This is a genomic window from Lacrimispora xylanolytica (assembly GCF_026723765.1).
GTDB lineage: Bacteria > Bacillota > Clostridia > Lachnospirales > Lachnospiraceae > Lacrimispora > Lacrimispora xylanolytica.
Map to the genome: position 1 here is coordinate 2,015,081 of NZ_CP113524.1, position 19,199 is coordinate 2,034,279.

Below are 19,199 nucleotides of genomic sequence, written 5' to 3' on the forward strand. Positions count from 1 at the left end.
AAAACTATTGACAGAAAGTCATGGATAGTTTAGAGAGGATTGGATCATGGCCCGCAAAAAGGTAAAGAAGTCAAATATTAACACATCGCTTCGTGATATAGGGGGAATTGCTTCTTTTATTCAAGGAAATGGGATAACAAAATTATCCGCCCTAATATTTGGTTTAGGTAATTTAGTGCATAAACAAATGATTCGTGGCTTGCTTATGTTTTTTTTAGAAATTGTTTATATATATTATATGAGCACAGTTGGTTTCAATTCCATTGCAGACTTTATAACATTAGGAACCAGTGTTCAGGCAGAGGTTTTTAATGAAGCGAAGCAGATTTATGAATATGTACCAGGGGATAATTCCATGTTATGTCTGCTTTATGGTGTTGTAACAATATTTCTGACTCTAGGTTTTGTGATTTTTGCAATGACATCTGTAAAAAGTGCTTATGTAACACAGAAAAAAATAGAATACGGCAAAGCAATTCCCTCCTTCAAAGATGATTTGGCATCTTTGAAGGAGCAGAACCTACATAAATCCCTTTTGTTTTTGCCGATATCAGGTATCTTATGTTTCACGATTGTTCCCCTTGTTTTTATGATATTAATTGCATTTACGAACTACGATAAAAACCATCAGACACCGGGAAATCTCTTCGACTGGGTTGGGATTAAAAACTTTTCAGCAATGTTTGCCCAAAACGGTTCATTATCTGGCACATTCTGGCCGGTACTTAACTGGACTATTATATGGGCAGTATGTGCTACATTTTCCTGTTACATTTTTGGAATGTTGTTAGCAATTGTAATCAATCGGGAAGGTACCAGATATAAAAAGTTTTGGAGATTTATCTTTATCATGTCCATCGCAGTGCCTCAGTTTGTATCGCTACTTACCATGAGAACAATCTTCAATACAAACGGTCCGGTGAATGCAATGCTGCGTAATATCGGTATCATTGGACCGACAGAGGCAATTCCGTTTTTTACTGATTCGACACTGGCTAAGATTACAATTATCTGTATTAATGTCTGGATTGGTGTCCCGTTTTCCATGTTAACGACAACTGGTATTTTGCAAAATATACCCAAAGATTTATATGAGGCTGCAAAGGTGGATGGTGCCAATGCAATTGTCTCATTTTTCAAAATAACATTACCCTATATGCTGTTTATCACAACACCATATTTAATTACCTCCTTTGTCGGAAATATTAATAATTTTAACGTAATCTTTTTATTATCAGGTGGCGGACCAGAATCACTGGAATACTATTATGCTGGTAAGACAGATCTGCTAGTAACCTGGTTATATAAATTGACCATTACGAATAAAGATTACAATTTAGGTGCTGTTATCGGCATTGTAGTCTTTATGATACTGGCAATATTATCTTTATTAACTTATCGCCACACAGGTTCCTATAAAGATGAGGAGGCGTTCCAATAATGAATAGAAAAATAAAATCATTAAAAAGAAGACGATTCATTCAAAATACTATTGTTCATGTGTTTTTGGGAATTCTGGGATTTATATGGGTACTGCCGATTTTTTTTGTTATCCTGACCTCTTTTCGTGCAGAAGGAGGATCTTATAAGAGTTATATATTCCCAAGAGGATATACACTGAATAATTATAAGAAATTATTTGATTCGGCAAGCAATTTAAACTATGAAAGATGGTTTTTCAACACATTAATCGTAGCAATATGTTCTTGCTTATTATCCACATTTTTTGTTTTATGTGTTGCTTATGTAACATCCAGACTAAGATTCAAAATGCGTAAAAAGATGATGAATATTGCCTTAATACTTGGTATGTTTCCGGGTTTCATGTCAATGTATGCGGTTTACTATATATTAAAGGGATTTGGATTTTTAGAGTCAGGTCCTATGAAGTTAGTCGCTCTGATTATGGTATATTCAGGCAGTTCGGGACTGGGATATCTGGTTGTTAAGGGGTTTTTTGATACCATTCCAAAAACGATTGATGAAGCTGCCTTTATTGATGGTGCAACTAAGTGGGAGGTATTTCGTAAAATTACAATTCCTCTATCCAGACCGGCTATTGTTACAACACTTTTAACTTCTTTTATGGGACCTTGGGTTGACTATATTTTTGCCAAAGTAATATTGGGACAGGACAGACAGTATTACACCATTGCGATTGGCTTATGGACCATGCTGGAGAAAGAATTTGTGGAATATTATTATACCCAGTTTTTTGCAGGCTGTGTATTAATCTCAATTCCAATTGCATTTATCTTTTTGTTTTCACAAAAATTCTATGTAGAGGGAGTATCAGGTGCTGTTAAGGGATAAATATGAACGGCAAAAACATTAAAATAAACTGGAGGACAAAATGAAATTTATTTACGGAAAGCATGATTGGAAGACCATGGATAAAGGACAGGAGAATTCTTATTTACTTACCAATGGTTTGGGGGGATACTCCTCGCTATCTGGAATTGGTTCTAACACCAGAAATGATCATGCTTTACTAATGGCTTGCATGGTAGCTCCAAATCATAGATATCACATGATTACACGAATGGAAGAACAACTTTCGGTATGTAATAAAAAGTATAATATATCCAGCCAGGAATTTGTTAATCATACAAAAAATCAGACAGGTTACCGCTATTTAAATCAATTCAGTTTTGAAGATTATCCCATCTGGATTTATCAAGTGGAAGGTGTTGAGATTAAAAAGCAATTAGTTTTGGTACATAGAGAAAATTCTGTAGTACTGCAATACGAGATGACAAATTACATGGACACTGAAGTGATTTTAACAGTTACACCCCATATGCAATTTGTATCCAAGGGAGAAACCTTAAATAGCAATCAGGAATTCGAAATCAAGGATAACGTGATTAAAAGTAATGGGCTGATGTTATATTGTAAAACCAATGGCAGTTTGACAGAACATGGGACAAAATATGAAAAAGATCTATACTTTGGCTATGATGCACGAGACGGGAGGGAGGCAATCGGTGTTTCGGCACATAATCACAGCATTACAATTTCCGTCAGCCCTGGATCTGACGGAGTGTTGAATCTTATTTATAGTACAGAACCTATGAATGAAAAAAAAGAAATATCAGATTATTTTAGTCAGGAAGAAGAGCGGCAGAAGCTTCTAATCACACAATCTGGTGTGAAAGATGAGTTGGCAAAACATCTGGTAAAAAGTGCGGATCAATTCCTGGTGGAACGTGATTCTACAAGAGGGAAAACGTTAATGGCAGGATATCCCTTCTTTGCAGATTGGGGCAGGGATACAATGATTTCCATGATTGGCTGTTGTATTGCTACCAGGCGTTTTGAGGAAGCCAAAAGTATTTTTTATACCTTTATGCATTATGAGGATAAGGGGCTGATGCCGAATATGTTTCCGGAAGGAGGACATGACCCCTTATATAATACGGTAGATGCCTCCCTTTTGTTCATCGGCGCAGTGTACGAATATTATCTGGTAAGTAATGATTTGAAATTCGTAAAAGAAGCATATCCCGTTATGGAAGACATCATTGAATGGTATCAGAGGGGAACTGATTACCATATCAAGATGGATTATGATGGCTTAATCATGGCAGGCAGCGGATTAGAGCAGGTAACCTGGATGGATGTTCGTTTTGGTGATATCCTTCCTACCCCCAGACACGGGAAGCCGGTGGAAATTAATGCCTATTGGTTTAATGATTTAAAGATCATGGGTTATTTTGCAAGGCTTTTAAAAATGCCGGAGAGATCATATGAGGAACTTTCTGATTTGGTGCGGAAGAGCTTTCAGGAAAAGTTTTGGAATGAGAAAGAGCATTGCTTAAAGGATCTGGTGTCAGGCGAAGCAGCGGATGATCAGATTCGTTGTAATCAGATATGGGCAGTGTCACAGCCCTTTTCTATACTTGATCGTGAATCGGAAATCAAAGTGGTCAATAAAGTGTATGAAACACTCTATACCCCTTATGGATTAAGAAGCTTAAGCAAGTTTGATAAGGATTTTAAGGCTCATTATGGAGGTTCTCTTTTTAACCGGGATATGGCATATCACCAGGGAACGGTTTGGGCATTCCCTCTGGGCGCATATTATCTGGCATACTTAAAGGTTAACGATTACGGCGAGAAAGCACGCATCAAAGTAAAGGAACAGTTATCTGTCTTAGAGGCTTGTATGAGAGAAGGGTGTATTGGACAGATTGCGGAAATCTATGATGGTGATAATCCTACGGTTTCACAAGGGTGTTTTGCACAGGCATGGAGCGTAAGTGAACTGCTTCGTGTATTTGTTAAACTGGAACAGAAAGAAAGCCAGGAGCAGCCACTTCTACAAAGTCCTGGTACATAATGAAAGGTGTGGTGTTTGGTATGAATAAAAAATGGTGGCATCGTTCGGTAGTATATCAAATATACCCCAGAAGTTTTTATGATTCCAATGGGGATGGAATCGGTGACTTGAGGGGAGTGATTGAAAAGTTGGATTATCTCTCCGACTTGGGCATAGATGTTATCTGGCTTAGCCCGGTGTTTCGTTCTCCCAATGTTGATAACGGTTATGATATCAGCGACTATAGAAGTATTATGGAAGAATTTGGTACACTTAAGGATATGGAGGAGCTTTTGGATAAGGCAAATCAAAAAAATATCAAGATTCTTATGGATTTAGTGGCTAACCATACCTCCGATGAGCATCAATGGTTTATGGAATCCAGAAAGTCCAAGGACAATCCTTATAGAGGTTATTATATCTGGAGAGACGCAGTTGACGGTAAAGAGCCCAATGATTTAGGTTCAGCGTTCTCCGGCAGTGCATGGGAATGGGATGAAATTACCGGTCAATATTACTTGCATTTATTCAGTAAGAAGCAGCCCGACTTAAACTGGGAGAATCCAAAGGTCAGACAAGAAGTATATGATTTTATGAATTTTTGGATTGAGAAAGGCATTGGTGGCTTTCGAATGGATGTGATTGAGCTGATCGGAAAAGAGGTAGACAAAAAAATCACGAACAACGGTCCAATGCTTCATCCTTATATAAAAGAAATGAACCTGAACACTTTTGGTAATAAAGATTTATTAACCGTTGGTGAGTGCTGGGGGGCAACGCCGGAGATAGCGAAACAGTATTCCAATTCTGACGGCAGTGAGCTCAGTATGGTATTTCAATTTGAACATATATCGCTGGATCAGATTCCGGGCAAGGATAAATGGGATTTGAAAGTGCTTGATTTAGTGGATTTAAAGCGGGTATTAAGTAAGTGGCAGACCTGCTTGGATAACAATGGCTGGAACAGCTTATTCTGGAATAATCATGACCTTCCAAGAATTGTATCCAGGTGGGGGAACGATCAGGAATACAGAGTAGAGAGCGCCAAGATGCTGGCAACGCTCTTACATGGTATGAAGGGGACGCCTTATATCTACCAGGGAGAAGAACTGGGTATGACCAATGTTAGATTTTCTGATATCTCTGATTATAAGGATATTGAAACCCTCAATATGTACCTGCAACGTCTGAATCAGGGATATTCTCATGAAGAGATTATGGAATCCATCTATGCGAGGGGCAGAGACAATGCAAGAACGCCTATGCAGTGGTCGGATGAATTAAACGGAGGTTTTAGTGCGGGGACACCGTGGATTGCGGTAAATCCCAATTATAAGAATATTAATGCAAAAAATCAGGTAAATGATGAAAATTCTGTTTTTACCCATTACAAGAAACTGATTCGTTTGAGAAGAGAAAACGACGTAGTTGTTTATGGTGATTTTGAGTTGCTCTTTCCGGAAGATGAAAATATTTTTGCATATACCAGGACACTGGGCCAGTATAAACTTGTGGTGATATGTAACTTCTATGGAAAAAAGGTATCTTATGAGCTGCCTTATGAGCTAACTGGTGAAAAGGAATGGGAATTGTCTAACTATGATGAGCCTCAGGAGAATTTACTGAGGCCATATGAAGGAATTATGTATCTTTTGGCATAAGAAGAACAGGACATAAATTTATCAATGCTTTGACAGACTGGAGGCTTTTATGAAAAACATGACACAAACCCATGCCTGGTGGGAAAGGGCAGTAGCTTATCAGATTTATCCCAGAAGTTTTCAGGATAGCAATGGGGATGGGATTGGTGATTTACAGGGGATTATAAGAAGATTATCCTATCTTGCGGAGCTGGGGATCGACTTAATCTGGATCTGCCCGATCTACCCATCGCCCAACGATGACAATGGCTATGATATCAGTGATTATCAGGATATTCAAAGAGAATACGGCACGATGAAGGATTTTGACGAGCTCTTGGAAAAAGCCCACAACCATGGGATACGGGTAATTTTAGATTTAGTGGTAAATCATACATCCTCAGCACATTCGTGGTTCGTCGAGTCTAGAAGCTCAAAAGATAGCCATAAGAGGGATTGGTATATTTGGCGGGACTCCAGGAACGGGGCGGAACCGAGTAACTGGGAGAGCATCTTTGGAGGTTCTGCATGGGAATACGATGAAAACACAAAACAGTATTTTTTACATACGTTTGGCAGAACTATGCCTGATATTAACTGGGAGAACAGCGGCGTTAAAAAAGCTGTATATGACATGATTTGCTGGTGGCTGGATAAGGGGATTGATGGCTTTCGGGTGGACGCCATTACCCACATCCATAAGCCGGATTTGACGGATATGCCAAACCTCAATGGAGAAAAGTATGTTTCTTCTTTTGATAAGCATATGAACCAGCCGGGAATCCTAGATTTATTGAGGGAATTAAAAGAAAATACCTTTGCAAAATACGATATTTTCACCGTAGCAGAAGCCAATGGGGTTCACATAGAAGAGGTCAAGGAATGGATCTCCCAGGGGAAGGGGGTCTTTGATTCATTGTTCCAATTCGATCATTTGAACTTATGGAATTTAGAGACGAAGTCTGGAAAAATCTCGCTAATTAAGCTTAAGAAAGCGTTGACCAAATGGCAGCAGGCAACCCAGGATGTTGGAAATGTTGGTCTAGTAATGGAAAATCATGATTTGGTCAGAAGTATCAGCAGGTTCGGCTCCCCTGACCGTTACTTTACAGAAAGTGGCAAGTGTCTGGCATTAATGTATTTTATGCAAAAAGGAATAGCCTTCATCTATCAGGGACAAGAAATCGGCATGACAAATGCAGATTATGAGTCTCCGTCGGATTTTCGGGATAAACCCTCTTTAACCCGTTATCAGGCAAGGATAAAAAAGGGAATGAGTCCAGAGGACTCCTTTCAGATTCTTAAGAATACAACTAGGGATAATTCCAGAACACCGATTCAGTGGGATGATACGTCAAACGGCGGATTCAGTGAAGGTACCCCATGGTTGAAAGTAAATCAAAATCACACTTGGTTAAATGTACAGGCTCAGCTTCAGGATGAGGATTCAATATTAAACTTCTACAAGAAAATAATTCGTATCAGAAAAGAAATTCCTGCATTACACTACGGGACCTATACTTTACTCATGGAGGAAAGTGAAAGTATTTATGCGTACACCAGGGAATATGAAGGAGAAGGATACTTAATTACCTGCAATTTATCGGAAGAAAAGAGTGACCTGGAGGTTCCCTATACATTATCTGGAAGTCAGATAATAATCGGCAATTACAAGGAAACGGAAAGGGACTCAATTACCCTGCAGCCTTATGAATGCAGACTCTATAAACTAGGCGCATTATGACTGTAATACCCGTCAGGAATCCTAAGGCTCCAAACTGAAGGAAATAAAGATTCTGGAAAATAATACATTCCAGAGATTGACAAATGTCCCATTGTAAGTAATACTAATATTGATCGGAAGATGATCAATATTTTTCAATTAAGGAGGCATGTTTTTATGAAGTTATTCAGATGTACAGTATGCGGTTATGTTTATGAAGGAGAAACTGCTCCGGAGAAATGTCCTAAATGTATGGTAGGTGCAGACAAGTTTGAACTGATCAGCGAGGAAGATGCAGAAAAAATCTACCGTTCTGACCGCACCAATGCCATCCATATGGAAATCATTACATTGGCAGAAAAAATCATTGCTTTGAGCAAGGAAGGAATCGAGGATAATCTTGATCCTAAATGTGTATCTGCATTTACTCAGGCAAAAGATGAAGCATGGGTAATCAAGCAGAGATGCAAAACAGAGCTTGCCGGACATATGAAGTTAGGAAAGTATTAATGACAGCAAAGAGACGTCTTAGGGCGTCTCTTTTTGTATACTGTGAGATTGTTACAGTACATAAAAAAAGCCTTGTCGGACAGAATGTATATGACGCGCTTAAGGAAGATTCCTACTAACATGACATATAGTTGTCCTGATTGAGATTGTATAATGGGTTTTACAAAGGAACAAGACAAATAGATGGAGGAAGAAATGATGAAACTAAAGCTGGAAGGATTTGGAATCTTCGTAAAAGATATGGGAACTATGATTCGATTTTACAGGGATGTACTGGGGTTTGAGATAAAGGAAGAGGAAGATACCAGTAATGTATATCTTGAAAAGGATGGTACCTTGTTTTTATTGTACGGCAGAAAAGATTTTGAAACTATGACTGGTAAAACTTTTGATTATGCAGATAAAATCAATGGTCACTATGAAATTGCTCTTGGAGTTGAAAATTATGCAGCAGTTGATCTGGCATTTTCGGAGGTAACGAAAAAGGGAGCAATTCCGGTAATGGAGCCTGCAACAGAACCTTGGGGGCAGCGCACCTGCTACATTGCTGATCCTGAGGGAAATGTTATTGAAATAGGATCCTTTCAACCATAACAAAGAAATTTGCTAAAAGCTCTTGACGGGAGAAAATCCCGTGCTATAATTACTTGTATACACAAGTAAACAGGAGGTAAATCATGGTTGAAAAAGACAGCGGATTTCCTTATTATATCCAGATATATCAGAAACTTCGGGAAAGGATCCTTATAAAGGAGTATCTTCCAGGGGAGCCTATTCCTTCAGAAAATGAACTGGTGAAGGAATTTGGGGTGACCAGGGCAACGGTAAGGAATGCGGTAAAAAAACTTCAGAGCGAGGGTCTTATTGCAACAGAAAAAGGAAAAGGTTCCTATGTAAATCACCCAAAGATTGAACAGAGCCTGTTTAAGTTTTACAGCTTTGGAAGAGATCATGAGGAACTTGATAAAGATTCCGTGCTGTTAGGAATTAAGGAGAGCCACGATGTTGAGGCACAGAGGGCACTTGTACTTTCGGGTGACCAGCACATAAAGCAGATCACCCGTATCCGTAGGATGGATGGAGTGCCAGTCATCATTGAAAATTCTTATCTGCCAGCAGATCTTGTCCCTGACATTGAGTCCTATGATGTGGAACGACTTTCAATTTATGATTTGCTGGAACATACTTATGGACATGGGATACAAAGAGCAAAGGAATATCTTGAGACCTGTATCACCGATCCGGCAATCTCAGAACTTTTAGAGGTGCAGGAAGGGCTGTCTGCGTTTTTAATTAAGCGGATTACTTATGACAGGAAGGGCAGACCCATTGAGTTTCGTGTATCTGTCATTAGAAGCGATAAATTTACATTTTCAGTGGACTTACAATTAAGATAAAAAGGTGGCCAGATCATGATTTCCATAACAGTAATAATATTGCTCGTATCAGTATTTGCAGGCTTTATAGGTTCTCTTTTGGGGCTGGGAGGAGGTATCATCATTACTCCGGCCCTTACGCTTTTGCTCGGCATTGATATCAAGTATGCCATTGGGGCAAGCATTGTATCCGTAATCGCAACTTCCAGCGGCTCTGCCATTGCTTACTTAAAGGATAAGATTACCAATGTACGTGCAGGGATGTTTCTGGAGATTGCAACTACCATAGGAGCGCTGACCGGGGCATTTTTTGCAGGGGTAGTCAGTACCAGGTACTTATACTTAATCTTTGGATTCCTTTTGCTGTATTCGGCAGGGAATATGTTCAAAAAGAGAAATCAGGAGCTTCCACAGGAATTTCCCGTCAATCCGCTGGCGGATAAGCTGAAACTAAATGGAAGCTATTGGGACAGGGCCCTTTCCCGGCAGGTGGATTATCATGTGACCGGAGTTTACGGTGGTTTTGGCATGATGTATGCTGCCGGTGTGATATCAGGGCTTTTGGGAATTGGAAGCGGAATCTTCAAAGTGATGGCAATGGATTCCTTTATGAAGCTGCCCATGAAGGTATCCACAGCAACCAGTAATTTTATGATAGGAGTGACAGCCGCCGCCAGTGCCGGGATATATTTGACCAGAGGAAATATTGATCCTAAGATCGCGGCACCGGTTGCGCTTGGAGTTCTTCTGGGTGCAGCAGTGGGAACGAAGCTTATGCAAAGGCTGAAAAGCACAACCCTGCGGCTGGTCTTTATTCCGGTTTTACTGTATGTATCCATTGAGATGATCATGAAAGGCATAAGACTATGAGTAAGAATGCAGGAAATAAGAATGGAATTGAAGATACGGAAATTGTAATCAGTAAGACATTAAGAGCTGGAGTTGCCTTAAGCGGAGCAATCACTTGCCTTGGCCTGATGCTGTTTCTAGTGACAGGAAACAGTGGGTATCCGGGGGAAAGCTTTCCTACCTCAGTGGCTGAAATTCTCCGGGGACTGGAGAATTTAAAACCCTATGCTGTCATGTTAAGCGGATTATTTCTCCTGATCCTTACTCCGGTTTTAAGGGTAGGAGTATCGATTATAACATTTGTAAAAGAAAAGGATTATATGTATGCCGCAATTACTGCAACCGTATTTATCATACTTATTATCAGCTTTCTCCTGGGAAAAGAATGAGAATGGAAAATAATTGATTTTTTTTATCAAGAGGTGTACACTGGATGCAGAAAATGAAAGGAGATAATTACAATGAGTGAACCAGTGATTGCACAGAAATTTCCTTATTCTGTAGATGTAGAAGAAGGCAAAACATATTATTGGTGTTCCTGTGGAAGAAGTGGAAGTCAGCCGTTCTGCGATGGATCTCATCAGGGGACTGATTTTAGCCCGCTTCCATTTACCGCTGAAAAGACAGAGACTGTCCATCTATGCGGATGTAAGATGACCAAGAATCCACCATTTTGTGATGGAGCCCACCATTCTCTATAAGAAAAAACAATAAGTAATACATAAGCCGGAGCCACTGGGAGTGAGCTCCGGCCTGTTTTTATAGAAATACTCTTATTGATTGGAATACATCACTTCCATACCGTGAATCTGAGTTACCAGCATATGGTTGCATGGAGTATTGATGCTGTATTCATCTCCAAGCTTTGCAACGACTCCATTAATCCGGTCAATTTCTGTAATTCGTTTATTTTGGCGGTCCTGATACATGCTTGCATATCCTTCGGCATCATTTTCACATACGCTCTGGACGATTTTAAGGGCATCTCTGCGGTCAAAATAGGTGCCGTCTGCTTCTGCGACCATCACGCATTCGTAAACAATTTTCTTACACAAATCCCAAAGATGTGAATTGGTATAAATTTCTCCGATCCGGCACTGCATCAAGGTGCTCAGTGCATTGATTCCGCAATTGACCATAAGCTTTTGCCATAACACTTTTTGGATATCTTCCATAATATTTACATACAGGCCGCTTTCCTCTAAGGCAGCGGCAACTTTTTTTACATCTCTTAGGGAAGATTCAGAGGGAAAGTCAGGGCCGATATTTGTGGGGCCGCATCCGGAATGGTAGAACTTACCAAGTCCCATGGAAACACTGTTATGGCTGCTGGTTCCTACGATAATCCGTTCCTTTGGAACGAACTGAGCAATATCCCGGTTATTGCCTGCTCCGTTTTGCAGTGTCATAACAATGGTGTGGGGTCCTAAGAGCCCCGTATTTTCTTTCATGGCATCGTATGTATGGATTCCCTTTACAAAGACAATTAAAAGGTCCTGAAATCCAATATCTGTACCACTTAAGACCGCCTTTACGGAAAAGCTGGTCTCAGACTGGTCTTTTCCGATCTTTGTAATTCCGTCAGAATTTATCTTATCAACCTGCGGTTTATAACTGTCTAATAATGTAACATCATGAATAGGGGCAAGATAGCTGGCATAAAGACTTCCCATAGCGCCGGCCCCAAGAATTGCAATTTTCATTTAGTCCCTCCGGCTCTTGATTAAAATACTAACCAATAGTATCATGAATAATTAATGATATATAATACTAAATCTTCAATGGTATCATGAGTAAATTTCATGTATAATATGACCATAGCAGCTAAGATAAAGAGGGTGAAAAAATGGATGTTAATAAATATATGTTATTCGTGCGTGCGGTTGAAACCGGTAATTTATCAAAGGCAGCCGCTCAGTTAAGCTACTCACAGACAGCCGCCAGCCACATGATCTCTTCCATGGAAGAGGAACTGGGAATCAAGCTTTTATACAGGGGAAGAAGCGGAGTGTCCCTTACGGAGGAGGGGGAGCGAATCTATCCACTGGCAAAGGAGCTTACAGAGAAGGAGGAAGCCATAAGGATTATGGCAGGAGAAGAGAAAATCCATCACGGCAGAATCCGGATAGGAGTCATCACAAGTGTGGCAGTAAAATGGATGCCACAGATTATCATGGAATTTAGAAAACAGTATCCTTTTGTAGAACTGTATATGAACGATGCGATCAATTATGAAATCATGAAGGACTGGTTCTCCAAGGATGTCATAGACTGCGCCATTACAGCAGAATCAAACGGAAAGGAGAATGAGATTCCATTGGTTGAGGACCCTTACTATGTAATTATGTCTCCGGACCATCCCTTAAGACAGTATGAAACCATTACGCCTCAATTATTAAAGGGTGAGACCTTTGTGGTTCCCAGTGAGGGGACCAGCTATCTGGTTGGAAAGATATTAAGGCAGGCAAAGGGAAAGCTGATGGAGCATAATGGGTTTTTAAGTGACCAGGCGGCCATTGCCATGGTGTCCGGTGGATGCGGCATAAGCATTTTGCCAAAGCTGGTTCTTGATTCCTATGGCACAGAAGGCTATATCAGAAGAATTCTTGATCCTAAAGTTCACCGTGTCATATATTTTTGTATTTCATCCAGAAAAATACTTCATCCCACCATTCGATGCTTTTCTGCCTTTGCCAGGGAATGGATAGGAAATCACGCAGAAAATGTGATAAAAAGCTGATAGAAGGGAAAATAAAGTCCTGAAAATCTATTGACATAATTTGCCAGGAACCGTTAAAATAATTGTATTTCACACAGGGATTTTCACAGACAGTATAGGAGGAAATAATATGGAGCTGACCGCATGTACGTTTGATGATATACCAGTTCTGGCAAAGCTGAACAAAGAGCTTTATGAGGATGAGAACAATGATAACATACCTGCAATGGAGATTTTGGAAGAACGGTTAAGGCTTTCCATGGAGCAGGGATCAAAAGCGTTCTTTTTCATGATGGATGGTGAAGTTTCCGGATATGCTTTGGTAAAGACACAGACAACGCCCTATTATCTTTCTCATTTTTTTATCTGTAAGGATATGAGAAGAAAGCATCTTGGTACGACTGCATTTCAACAGCTTTTAGAGGAACTAAATACAGAAACCATGGATCTTGATGTTTTCTGCTGGAATCAGAGAGGACAGGGCTTTTGGAAGAGTCTTGGATTCGAAGAGAGATGTATCATTATGAGGAAAAGCAAATAAAAATCGAAGCGTTGGAAAAATCAGGGTTTCATCATGAATAATTTATTCTGGGACTAAGCATGATAGAAAAAGACAGCCTTGTTTTTGCAGGAAAGGCTGTTTGAGATTCTGAGAGAGGAGTCAAGGATATGAGCGATAAAAAATCTATGGTAAATGAGTTTAAGGACTTTATTTTACGCGGCAATGTGGTGGATCTGGCTGTGGGTGTTATTATTGGTGCTGCTTTCCAGTCCATAGTAACCTCTCTGGTCAGGGATATTATTTCGCCGTTAATTGGTGTGATTACTGGAGGAGTGGACTTTACCAATAAGTTCCTGCTTCTTTATACTCCGGCAAATGGAGCCGACGTTTCAACACTGGAGGCAGCAGGTGCTCAGGGACCTGTCATTGCATATGGTGCTTTTATAACCTCTGTCATTAATTTCCTGATTATGGCAGTTGTGATTTTCTTTATGGTTAAGTCCATCAATTCCTTAAGGGGAAAAGCCCAACAGGCGGTGGCGCTTAAGATGAAAGGGAAATCCGGAGGAAGTCAGTCAACTTCAACCTCTTCCTCGTCAACCACATCTAACTCTGCTTCTGACCCATCATCAGAGGAGAAGCAGTGTTCTTACTGTTATAAAAAGATTCATATCAATGCAATCCGGTGCCCGTACTGTACCAGTCAGCTTGAAGAATCAAGTGAAAGCTCCGGTCAGAGTTAATATGAGACGCAAAAAAAAGATGACTTCCATTATGAAAATCATCTTTTTTTATTGACTTAAATAGATGGTTACTATTACATATCATCTGAAAGACGGGACAAAAGCTTAAATACATCAATGGTGCCATATCCCCAGATGTTGTTGGGGTAGCTGTAGGCAGGATTCCGGCTTGCAGTTCTGATGAGCATAAGGCTTGCCTGCTCTCCTGTAACATAAGTAAAGTTTCCTTTTCCCTGGGTCCATTCAAAAATCATAGCCAGGGAGCCTGCAGCATAGGCAGCAGCAGCGCCGGTACCGGTAAGAGTTCCGTAGGATCCTCCTGGCAGTGCGCAGGAAATCTGGTAACCTGGGGCTGCCACATCGGGCTTGACCAAACCGCTTCTGGTATATCCTCTGCTGGATTCATTAAGAATATTTCCGCTTAACTGGTTATAAGCCGTTACCGTAAGAGGATGCCATGCATTTCCCGGGGCGGTTATGGTGGTATCAGGATTGGGGAAGAGAAAAAATGTGTCATTAGAAATCAAATCCCCGGAAGGCAGCCAGGAATGAATGGAAAAGGGTTCATTATCGGTGCTTTGGACATGTATGTACCAGATTCCGGGGAGAGGGTCCGCAAAGCGGAGTAATATAAGCTGATCGCCGGTTCCTCTTTCAAATGCCATATTGTTAATCCAGACCACACTGGTGCTGGATTTAAATGTAAATTTCTCACAGGTATAAAAAGAAGGATGAACCAGGGAAATGGTCTCTCTATCAGGTGAAGAGACTTCAATGGCAAGACGTCCGGGAAGATTGGGCCAGATTTCCATAGAAAACATCCGATCCTGGGCTCCTACATTTAATTGAAAATCCTTTGTGTAAGGAGGATACATGCTGGTACCAAAATAATGCCTGTTGCTGTTACCTTCATTTCCCGCGGAAATAGCAACACTGATATCTGGGATACGGACAATGCTTTCCAGGTAAAGGCTTAAAATTCCCCGTCCATCGTGACTTCCCTGATTGCTTCCGAGAGCAATGCAGATGACAAGAGGGCGCTTTAGCCTTTGAGCTACGGAAATCAGATACCTGACACCCAATATAATATCGGATTCCTGGTAGCACAGCTTATCCTCAGGTACGGAAAATATCATTTTAAGATTCTGTTTGGCTTCCTTTAACTTAACAACAATTAGTTCTGAATTTGGAACGATTCCTGAAAAAGAACGATCTTCCGTAGGGGAGCCGGCTACAATACTTGCAATGGCAGTTCCATGCCCGTTCTCATCGGTCGTGGGGGCCAAAATCTTAGGGTCTGCAGAGAGAAGGGCATTATTAAGTAAGACTTTTGAATATTCTGTTCCAAAAGTAAAGCCATCCGGAACTACCCCATCCTGATGAGTCTGATCCCAGATGGATATGATTCGGGTCGTCTTATCTTTGTTTCGAAAGGCAGGATGCTGGTAGTCGATACCAGTATCAACAAGACCAATCAAAATGCCCTGACCAAGTAATGTAAAGTGCTCAGTCTGCTGAGTGTTACAGATGACCTGGGGAGCAGAATCAATGACGGAAGTAGGGGTAAAAAGGGCAGAAAACAGAGAGTATGGATATTCTCCCAGATCACAGGGCTGCTTGTCACTTTTGCTGACATGAAGCAGAGAAAATTCATCATTCAGCCATGTGATATTATCGCCGCTTCTAAAGTCTGGAATCAATGTATTACTAATAGCTAAATCATAGTAATTGTTATCCAATATTTTACTCATAGCTTCAGCCCCCCGCATCTTTCTTCTAAGCATATGATATATTTTATGCTGTGTGTATTCCGATATGATTAATGTTTTCCAGGCTGTCACCATATTCTTGCATTCATAATAGATACTGGTCTGCATAAAATATATCATATGTGCCATAGTGGCAGACGGGAGGCCTGATGATGCAAAAAATAGTGGATGAAAACTATTATGATCTGATTATCAGTAATGTTATGATTCCATACTATGACACCGGGGACAATATTACAAACATGAATTTGAGGCATTCTCTGGCACATATTCCTGTTGATTCCCAGAATCCCTGTAACTTAGGTACCTACCCATACAATGCATTTCCTTCTGTACTTACCTTAAGCTCAACCATCAGTTTGGAAAAATCCGGAGTTGGAACGGTTCAGAGGAATCCTTATCTCGCTCTATTTGGAAGAGGAATTCTTGTTGCAGTCATTGACACAGGGATTGATTATCGGCATCAATCATTTTTGTATAATGACGGAACCACCCGCATTATTTCCTTGTGGGATCAGACCATTCAGGAGGGACCGCCTCCGGAGGGCTTTACCTATGGGACTGAATATACCAGAGAACATATTAATGTAGCGCTCAGGTCAGAAGACCCCTTATCTATTGTTCCTTCTGTTGATAACAATGGACATGGAACTGCAATTGCCAGTGTAATAGCGGGAAAGCCAAATCAGGATCAATCCTTTAGCGGCGTTGTGCCAGAAGCAGAGCTGCTGATTGTGAAGCTAAAGCCTGCAAAGAATAATTTGAAAAGAATCTTTTTTGTACCGGAAGATGCCGAATGCTATCAGGAATCAGATTTGATTATTGGCATAAATTATGTGATTTCCGTTGCCATCCGGCTGAACCGGCCAGTGGCAATTTGCATTGCAATGGGAACAAATCAGTCAAGCCATGATGGAAGAGGTGCTACCAGCTATTATACAAACTTCCTGGCACAGCAGCCGCAGACTGGAATCACCATAACAACTGGAAATGAAGCCAATAAGCGCAGACATTATTTTAAGAATACAACCACGGAACCTTTTAACGATGCATTTGAGTTAAGTGTAACAGAAAGCGATAAGCTGTTTGCCATTGAGTTATGGCCTTTTGCTCCTGCAAGGCTTTCTGTTCAGATAACCTCGCCCAATCAGGAAACGACCGGAGTGGTGCTCCCGTCTTTGGGAGAGTGCAGAGAATTTATTTTTCCTAACAGTCAAAGCGGCGTATGGATCAATAACTATATATTTGAGGAAGAAACAGGAGATCAGCTCATACTAATGCGTTTTCAAAACCCCATTCAGGGAATCTGGAATATACGTGTGGAAAATCTGGATAACGAAGCTTTTTCCTTTCACGCATGGCTTCCGTCCGGCGACTTAATCTCAGAAGAGACCTTTTTTGTCAATTCGAATCCGGATACTACAATCACCTCTCCAGGAAATGCGACATACCCTTTGACAGTAACTGCTTACAATCAATTCAATGACAGCATTTTGCCGGAATCGGGAAGAGGATTTACAAGAACAGGATATGTAAAACCAGACATATCTGCACCAGGATTTCAGCTTACATGCGCAGTTCCTGGAAATAGTTACGGTACTATAACCGGAAGCGGCTGTGCAGCAGCTCATGCAGCAGGAATCGTTGCCATGGTCTTTGAATGGGCAGTACCCAGAGGGAATTATACCAATATCACAGGAAATGATGTAAACCGGCTTATTATCCGTGGGGCCCAGCGAAACAGTGCATTTACCTATCCCAATAATATCTGGGGTTACGGACAGATAGAGGTAAACCGCTTGTTTGAGGGGCTCACCAATATTTGAAAATGTAAATTAAGGACATACCATAAAAGTTTATATTTATTTGAATAATATTTCAGAAATGGACAATAATAAAAATATACCAAAGATGAGTGAATACTTATCCTCCCCTTTTTAATGAGAGAAGTCAAAAAAACTAGTGTTTATGGGCTTCTCTCGTTTTTTATTTTCTGTTTCTATGGAAAGGTGTTGCCCGGATAAAAAATAACTTACATTAACGATGTCGCTTCTTGATTTTTAATTACATGTTTGATATATTTAAATTGTACTTATAATAGAACATACATAAATTATATTAAGGAGGCAGCAAACAATGGCAAGAGGAGTTCGTAAGACACCAACAGAAAAGCTCAATGAGGAACTCGTTAAAACGAAAGAAGAAATACAGAGCCATAAAAATGCTATTAAAACACTTGAAATAAGATGTAAGGAATTAGAAGAAAAACTAAAACTACATGAATTAAATGAATTGTCAAATGTACTTGAAGAGAATAATATTTCAATTTCTGAGTTAAAGGTGCTGATTGCAAATAAAGGTAAATAATAAATAGATACAGACTATGATAAGCTGGAAGCATATTTTATGTTTCTGGCTTATTTAAAATCAAGAATAAAACAGAACATATGTTTGCATTTTGAGTTAGGTTATGATATAATTAATAACATCAGTAGGAAGCAAAATATCTTAATCGTGATACCGGATTAAAACCACGCTATGTTTGTGGTTTTAATTTTAACCACACAAAGAACATACGTTCCAAAAGAAAGGAGACTAAGCATATGATGATTACTAGAAATAATTTAAATGAAGTCTTATTTGAAAATCATGATGCAAGGTTGCTGATAGAATATGTTGTTACGCATACGCAAGCAACTTTGTATTATTACCATGGTATAGAGTTAACCGTAGAGAATGCCCTAAAATTATATAACCGAGCCATAAGAGCAGAAGAGCTAGTATGCAGTATGCCGTTGAATCCTTATGATAATCGAATAAAAGAGGTTTTATGCTCATGATATTTATAGAGATTAAATTGCTCTTTCAGTTCATAAAAGATAGGGAATATAAGAGTCGCCCTCTCATATGTCTTAAAGAATATTGGCTCATTGATAATTGAATAGGCTATATACAATCTTGCATATCACTTCCTGCTTATGTTATAATATCAAAAAGGACGGTGATAAAGAATGCCTGAAATATCATTATTCTATGGTATACGCATA

At 40.0% G+C, this 19,199-nt stretch carries 18 protein-coding genes and 1 pseudogene; 17 read left to right on the plus strand and 2 right to left on the minus strand.

Annotated elements, in window-relative coordinates; translation table 11 throughout:
* Window positions 1–46: 46 nt before the first annotated feature.
* The 11 genes and pseudogenes from OW255_RS09515 (at window position 47) to OW255_RS09565 (ending at window position 11,120) form a co-directional block, all read left to right on the plus strand.
* Window positions 47–1,441, plus strand: a complete 1,395-nt coding sequence (locus OW255_RS09515) for a carbohydrate ABC transporter permease (protein ID WP_268116434.1) — start codon at window positions 47–49, stop codon at window positions 1,439–1,441.
* The gene (locus OW255_RS09520) at window positions 1,441–2,313 is read left to right on the plus strand and encodes a sugar ABC transporter permease (RefSeq protein ID WP_268116435.1); all 873 of its coding nucleotides are present in this window, start codon (window positions 1,441–1,443) and stop codon (window positions 2,311–2,313) included. Before OW255_RS09515 ends, OW255_RS09520 begins: the two co-directional genes overlap by 1 nt.
* 40 nt (window positions 2,314–2,353) lie before the next feature.
* Entirely contained in the window at window positions 2,354–4,342 is a 1,989-nt protein-coding gene (locus OW255_RS09525) for an amylo-alpha-1,6-glucosidase (protein WP_268116436.1), read from the plus strand.
* Window positions 4,343–4,362: 20 nt separating this feature from the next.
* A complete protein-coding gene (locus OW255_RS09530; protein WP_268116437.1) occupies window positions 4,363–5,982 on the plus strand; it encodes a glycoside hydrolase family 13 protein in 1,620 nt (539 codons plus the stop codon).
* 49 nt (window positions 5,983–6,031) lie between these two features.
* Window positions 6,032–7,705, plus strand: a complete 1,674-nt coding sequence (locus OW255_RS09535) for a glycoside hydrolase family 13 protein (protein WP_268116438.1) — start codon at window positions 6,032–6,034, stop codon at window positions 7,703–7,705.
* A 156-nt stretch (window positions 7,706–7,861) separates the two neighbouring features.
* Window positions 7,862–7,957: pseudogene (locus OW255_RS20975) on the plus strand (rubredoxin-like domain-containing protein); the annotation flags it as partial.
* A 432-nt stretch (window positions 7,958–8,389) separates the two neighbouring features.
* Window positions 8,390–8,788: a VOC family protein gene (locus tag OW255_RS09545; protein WP_268116440.1), complete on the plus strand. Its 399-nt coding sequence runs from the start codon at window positions 8,390–8,392 to the stop codon at window positions 8,786–8,788.
* An 83-nt stretch (window positions 8,789–8,871) separates the two neighbouring features.
* Window positions 8,872–9,591: a GntR family transcriptional regulator gene (locus OW255_RS09550; RefSeq protein WP_024836144.1), complete on the plus strand. Its 720-nt coding sequence runs from the start codon at window positions 8,872–8,874 to the stop codon at window positions 9,589–9,591.
* A gap of 15 nt (window positions 9,592–9,606) precedes the next feature.
* On the plus strand, window positions 9,607–10,440 hold the full coding sequence (locus OW255_RS09555) for a sulfite exporter TauE/SafE family protein (RefSeq protein WP_268116441.1): 834 nt from the start codon (window positions 9,607–9,609) through the stop codon (window positions 10,438–10,440).
* Window positions 10,437–10,808, plus strand: a complete 372-nt coding sequence (locus tag OW255_RS09560) for a DUF1634 domain-containing protein (RefSeq protein WP_268116442.1) — start codon at window positions 10,437–10,439, stop codon at window positions 10,806–10,808. The genes OW255_RS09555 and OW255_RS09560 overlap by 4 nt, the downstream gene beginning before the upstream one ends.
* 72 nt (window positions 10,809–10,880) lie before the next feature.
* Window positions 10,881–11,120, plus strand: a complete 240-nt coding sequence (locus OW255_RS09565) for a CDGSH iron-sulfur domain-containing protein (RefSeq protein ID WP_026890755.1) — start codon at window positions 10,881–10,883, stop codon at window positions 11,118–11,120.
* Between the two features lie 72 nt (window positions 11,121–11,192).
* On the opposite strand, the gene OW255_RS09570 is transcribed toward OW255_RS09565, so the two are convergent.
* A complete protein-coding gene (locus OW255_RS09570) occupies window positions 11,193–12,122 on the minus strand; it encodes a ketopantoate reductase family protein (protein ID WP_268116443.1) in 930 nt (309 codons plus the stop codon).
* Window positions 12,123–12,265: 143 nt separating this feature from the next.
* Between OW255_RS09570 and OW255_RS09575 the strand changes: the two genes are divergently transcribed.
* The 3 genes from OW255_RS09575 to mscL all read left to right on the plus strand — a co-directional run bounded on the left by OW255_RS09575 (window position 12,266) and on the right by mscL (window position 14,383).
* On the plus strand, window positions 12,266–13,159 hold the full coding sequence (locus OW255_RS09575) for a LysR family transcriptional regulator (RefSeq protein WP_024836139.1): 894 nt from the start codon (window positions 12,266–12,268) through the stop codon (window positions 13,157–13,159).
* 109 nt (window positions 13,160–13,268) lie between these two features.
* A complete protein-coding gene (locus OW255_RS09580; protein WP_024836138.1) occupies window positions 13,269–13,679 on the plus strand; it encodes a GNAT family N-acetyltransferase in 411 nt (136 codons plus the stop codon).
* A 128-nt stretch (window positions 13,680–13,807) separates the two neighbouring features.
* Window positions 13,808–14,383 carry a large conductance mechanosensitive channel protein MscL gene (mscL, locus tag OW255_RS09585; protein WP_268116444.1) on the plus strand — a complete coding sequence of 192 codons (576 nt, stop codon included), beginning with the start codon at window positions 13,808–13,810 and terminating at the stop codon, window positions 14,381–14,383.
* A gap of 74 nt (window positions 14,384–14,457) precedes the next feature.
* On the opposite strand, the gene OW255_RS09590 is transcribed toward mscL, so the two are convergent.
* Window positions 14,458–16,134 (minus strand): S8 family peptidase, encoded by a 1,677-nt coding sequence (locus tag OW255_RS09590; protein WP_024836136.1) that lies wholly within the window; start codon window positions 16,132–16,134, stop codon window positions 14,458–14,460.
* Between the two features lie 170 nt (window positions 16,135–16,304).
* On the opposite strand from OW255_RS09590, the gene OW255_RS09595 reads away from it, so the two are divergent.
* From OW255_RS09595 to OW255_RS09605, 3 genes are all read left to right on the plus strand, one after another.
* A complete protein-coding gene (locus OW255_RS09595; protein ID WP_024836135.1) occupies window positions 16,305–17,978 on the plus strand; it encodes a S8 family peptidase in 1,674 nt (557 codons plus the stop codon).
* Window positions 17,979–18,288: 310 nt separating this feature from the next.
* Complete coding sequence (locus OW255_RS09600) at window positions 18,289–18,519, plus strand: hypothetical protein (protein WP_268116445.1); 231 nt, start codon at window positions 18,289–18,291, stop codon at window positions 18,517–18,519.
* 236 nt (window positions 18,520–18,755) lie between these two features.
* Complete coding sequence (locus OW255_RS09605) at window positions 18,756–18,992, plus strand: hypothetical protein (protein WP_268116446.1); 237 nt, start codon at window positions 18,756–18,758, stop codon at window positions 18,990–18,992.
* Window positions 18,993–19,199: the final 207 nt, after the last annotated feature.